The sequence below is a fragment of the Oceanobacillus luteolus genome, assembly GCF_042678205.1.
In the GTDB taxonomy this organism is placed as follows: Bacteria; Bacillota; Bacilli; order Bacillales; family Amphibacillaceae; genus Oceanobacillus; species Oceanobacillus luteolus.
Map to the genome: position 1 here is coordinate 1 of NZ_JBHUDE010000097.1, position 4621 is coordinate 4621.

The window sequence follows — 4621 nt, forward strand, 5'->3', positions numbered from 1 at the left end:
AAAAAAATGAATGGAGCCACCTTTAGTTGGGTATTTACTTTTTTGGCTCTAATAGAAAAAAGATTAAAACTGAAAATTCTGGTATTATTTATGCAACGCTAGTGATTCTAACAATAAAAAACTAAACTGCGAAGTAAGAGCCGTACGCTCTCTTACTTACACAGTTCAGTTTACACTCCCCCTCAACTCAAAAATTTGCTTTGGTAGCTTACCATTCTCATATTCAGCAATAAAAAGCCGCTTAAATTCATCTGAATAAGATTCCCTTAGGACTTACTGATTTTACATAGGTGTTATTTAATAACCTCTTGATGTCTCCCTGTGTGAATGTTTTTTTACTCATATTTTTTCCCCAATCTCTATTTTATTCATTATACAAAAAGTACCCTATAGAGCAGACTCTTTTTTTAAAGTGTCTATTCTATAGGGTACATATTATTTCCTCCTAGCTCTTTTTGTAGATTACATATTACTTTTTAAACGTTTTAAAATCCGATGATAATCATCCCGATCAATCCCTGGGGCAAATTGCTCTGGAAGTTCTGGGAAGTCGGGCACAGGCGCACCCTTAGGCATTCCATCAATTACTCTCAGTGTTTCGCCAGTTTCAGGGTTAACTCCTTTCCAAATTTGGTTGATATCCCGATAGTCCTCTTCTCCCCATGTATACAATACATTGTACAATCCTTGATCCATAAATTTTTTGGCGTGATCAAATTTATTATTATCCAAACTTGGAACAGGAAGCATCTTGCCTACCTCTACCCCCGTAGCTACTTCGAGTGCTTTCGCATAGGCAATAATGTGCGTTCCGCCTCGAACGAGTAAGTAACCAATCATTTCCAGGGCAGTAGGATGGGTAGTCATTTCATAAACACGCATTTTATGGTTTCTTGCACCGATTTCCAATAAATAATTGGCGAGAAGGTCCTCAACGAGCGTACCACTGTTATTGACAAAAGTTCCATTCCACGGTCTTCCCATCCCATCACCTGGCCAAGCTGTTTGAGCGGTAGTTGTAAAATGTGTAGAATAACGGGCATCCTTCCCATTTTGCAGTGGCGCTGTGTCAGGATCACCAGGAACGGTATTGCCAATAGAAAGTAGATTAATGGCATTCGCTACTAACTCAACATGACCAAATTCCTCCGCCGTAATACTTGCAATTAAATCATAAAAAGGTTTTAGCTTTTTTTTGCCTCGAAAATTAAAGGATTGAAACATGTAATTGTTTAAGGTGGACATTTCACCGAATTTGCCTCCCATTAATTCCTGAACAGCTGCAGCTGCATTCATATCGCCATGTTCCGGATATGGTAACTCAATGGCGATTTTATTCACACGTTTCATCATGAGCTTTACGCCTCCATCCGTAAATAATAATCATTGACATCATATGTTGGATGGAGCTTGGCTTATTCACTCATTATCGGTTGAAACCAAATTATTTGCGCTGTACGAATATAGAATGGTGCCCCGCCCATCATGATGACGATATGATCAGGCATGACCTGTTGTAATATACCTCGTACTGAGCCACGTGTCGTTTGAACGGCAAGGGATTGATTATGAAGTGCCGTTAAAGCCTGATAAACATACGGATCATTAATATTCCATTTTTCACTCATTTTTACACACTCCTTTTCTCGAAATCCCTTAGCAGTATATGCAAACAAGGAAAAATGTGTGTTCGTCTATTTAGTATTATATTTTTCATATTTATAAGATATTCAGTTGATGTTAAACAAAGCTTATTTTTACATCGATGAGCATTTATATCCTATAACAGAAAGGAAAAACTATCGCCGCATAAATCGCGCTCTCCTTATCCCTTGCGCAAGCTGAAGTATAATCGATTAGCTACCATGCAATATCCTATTCTAAGCTAACAAGGAGAATGTAACATTGAATAATGAAAACTCTTCAGAGTTGATTGTCTTGCCGTTATTCGTCTCAATTATCGCAATATCATTCTCTGCCATCTTCGTTAAAAGGGTCTTAAGCACCGGCAACGATCCAGTATGTACCGCATGTGGATGGCAGCGATTTTATTATTCCCCTTTGTCTGGACAAGGCGGGAAGAATTCCAAAAAATATCCCAAAAGGAATGGCTATTGTTATTCTTTTCAGGATTATTTCTAGCATTACATTTTGCACTATGGTTCGGATTGTTAAAACTAACTTCTGTCGCAAGTTCAACAATCATCCTTGCTTTGCAGCCTATCGTTTGATTGATTAGAGGCTTTATTTTATACAAGGAACGCACGACGAAGTCTGCATTATTGGCGATGGGAATCGCTTTAATCGGCGCTGTTATCCCGCGGGAGCATGTTCTTTTACGAAAGTAACTAATCAGTACGTTAGATGTAACAGTAGGGGACATTCCCTATGATCATTCGGTAGATTCCCTTGAGAGCAAAGATTATCATGACTTAGAGCACGCTATGAAAAGCATGAAAAAAGCGAGGTCTAATTATGTATGGGATTATTTTAATGACATTGAAGCTTACGAGCTCAACGATTGAAGGCTTTAAAGGATTGTTCAAGTGATATGAGAGAACATAATGAACATTATATCCCCGTTGCATTACCATCTTTACCATTTAAAGATAATCACGATTTATTATTAATTATTGTCGTCTCACTTCCTGTTTATGTATTCTGATAGTTTAGGATTCTTAATTTCATTTAAACACAATAGATGAAATGCTAAGGGTAACTAAAGAGGTGATTCGCATTTTCCCAACTATAGATTTAGAGGGTAATGAATAAGAATATCTAAATGAAATAAAACTTCCCACGAATCCCCATTACAGCAATTATAACAAAATTAGACAACAATTGCGTCTATTCTAATAGGAAAAAGATACTGTTAGTCTTGACAAGCTCGAGAATCAACTAATATACTATGTAATATAATGAACACAACCTAGTGTTCAATAAATTTAAAGTCCGTGTTGAGTCCACTAGAGACTTATTCATTGATATGACTCGGACAACGATCTTGCCCCACTCAAAAACCTTGACAGGGTAGAGGTCGTTGGTTCGAGCCCAATCGGAATCACTAAGAACGAAGCGTCAATCCTTTGTCTATCGAGGGATTGACGCTTTTTCGTTGTTGATTATATTGATCGTTTAATTGAGATGATTGATGATCTTGAAGCGAAATGTCGTGAAAAGAAAATTGGAGAATTATAACCGTAAATAAAAGATTCTATTTTTAAGCTCTTTTTAATATCGCCTGACATATATATTCCGCAGCTTTTCCATCTCCAAATAGGGGGGCTTGAGAATGTTTCAGACAGTCTAATTTTCGCGTAGCTGTTTTAGTGATTGTTTGTACTTCTATTCGGCTTAACATATTCCACCCATATTCTAATGTTTCAACCCATTCCGTTTGGTCTCTTAGTGTTGTACATGGGGTCTTCAGGAAGTAAGCTTCTTTTTGAAGGCCTCCAGAATCAGTCACAATCATATAAGCGTTTGCGGTTAAGTAAAGCATTAATAAATATCCGACGGGATTGATGATCGTTACATTTTTAAATTTGATATTCAATTTATCAATTAACTTACGAGTTCTCGGATGTAACGGTATTAGTACCGGTTTATCCAATTTTTCAAAAGCAGAAAAAATGATTTGCAGCTTTTTTAAGTCGTCCGTATTTTCAGCTCGATGAATAGTGGCAAGGTAATACTCTTTTTCTTGAAGATCAGAAGGAATTACCTCATTCTCAGCCTTTAGGGATTCTAGCCAGGCATCTTTAGAATAACGACTATTTGATAGTTTGATAAATCGATTGACTGTATCATACATAATGTCACCTGTAAGAATTACCCCTTTAGTAATTCCTTCCTTTTTCAAGTTTTCTACAGCGGTTTTTGTTGGACATAGCAATAAATCAGAGATGTGGTCTGTTAGTACTCTATTTTGTTCCTCTGGCATGCGTTTATGATAACTGCGCAAGCCTGCTTCAACATGAAAAACAGGGATGTGTAATTTACTAGCCGCTAATGCACCAGCCAAAGTAGAATTTGTATCACCGTATACGAGTAACCCATCAGGCTTTTCTTTTAAAATAATATCTTCAATCTTTTCAAGCATTCTTCCGGTCTGGAAACCATGATTTCCCGAGCCGACCCCTAAATGATAATCTGGTTCAGGTATACGGAGCTCCTTAAAGAAAATATCTGACATATTTTTATCATAATGCTGCCCTGTATGAATGACTATCTCTTTATGTTTTTTTCGAAAGACGTCAGAAAAAGGTGCTGATTTGATAAATTGCGGCCGCGCACCTATTACGGTTATAAGCTTCAAAATACATCAACCTTTCAAAAACAGTTTAGATATCAATAAACCATTCTATGTCCGCCTGTACTATTTATTACTGTCGGTTTATAGAATGATGATGTAGTCTATAGGAATTGAAAGCAATGTCCAATCGAAAAGGAGTTTTACTGCATAAATTAGTTAATAATTATTGTATTGGAAGAGAGGGATACGGTGAAGATTTGTAGTAAACCCGTAATCAAACAACGCATACAAAAATGAAGCACCTCTTGCTAAGATAGAAATATCAATTGAAGGAGGTGCTTTTCTATGCCACATGAAGAACTAATC

At 37.0% G+C, this 4621-nt stretch carries 4 protein-coding genes and 2 pseudogenes; 1 reads left to right on the forward strand and 5 read right to left on the reverse strand.

The window, feature by feature from the left end:
* Window positions 1-177: 177 nt before the first annotated feature.
* From ACFSBH_RS12475 to ACFSBH_RS12490, 4 genes and pseudogenes are all read right to left on the reverse strand, one after another.
* A pseudogene (locus tag ACFSBH_RS12475) lies at window positions 178-343 on the reverse strand (HTH domain-containing protein); the annotation flags it as partial.
* Window positions 344-462: 119 nt separating this feature from the next.
* Window positions 463-1353 (reverse strand): manganese catalase family protein, encoded by an 891-nt coding sequence (locus ACFSBH_RS12480; RefSeq protein WP_251517831.1) that lies wholly within the window; start codon window positions 1351-1353, stop codon window positions 463-465.
* 62 nt (window positions 1354-1415) lie between these two features.
* Window positions 1416-1628 (reverse strand): YuzF family protein, encoded by a 213-nt coding sequence (locus ACFSBH_RS12485; RefSeq protein ID WP_251517834.1) that lies wholly within the window; start codon window positions 1626-1628, stop codon window positions 1416-1418.
* A gap of 252 nt (window positions 1629-1880) precedes the next feature.
* Window positions 1881-2006 (reverse strand): hypothetical protein, encoded by a 126-nt coding sequence (locus ACFSBH_RS12490; RefSeq protein WP_349774388.1) that lies wholly within the window; start codon window positions 2004-2006, stop codon window positions 1881-1883.
* On the opposite strand from ACFSBH_RS12490, the pseudogene ACFSBH_RS12495 reads away from it, so the two are divergent.
* Window positions 1957-2315, forward strand: a pseudogene (locus ACFSBH_RS12495) (EamA family transporter); the annotation flags it as partial. The gene ACFSBH_RS12490 and the pseudogene ACFSBH_RS12495 sit on opposite strands and share 50 nt — an antisense overlap.
* A 905-nt stretch (window positions 2316-3220) precedes the next feature.
* Here ACFSBH_RS12495 and wecB read toward each other — a convergent pair.
* Complete coding sequence (wecB, locus tag ACFSBH_RS12500; RefSeq protein WP_251517836.1) at window positions 3221-4318, reverse strand: non-hydrolyzing UDP-N-acetylglucosamine 2-epimerase; 1098 nt, start codon at window positions 4316-4318, stop codon at window positions 3221-3223.
* Between the last annotated feature and the right edge of the window lie 303 nt (window positions 4319-4621).

What these genes read in the sequence shown, in the direction of transcription:
- ACFSBH_RS12480 (WP_251517831.1), bottom strand. Translation starts at nt 1,353, where the DNA reads ATGATGAAACGTGTGAATAAAATCGCCATTGAGTTACCATATCCGGAA.
- ACFSBH_RS12485 (WP_251517834.1), bottom strand. Translation starts at nt 1,628, where the DNA reads ATGAGTGAAAAATGGAATATTAATGATCCGTATGTTTATCAGGCTTTA.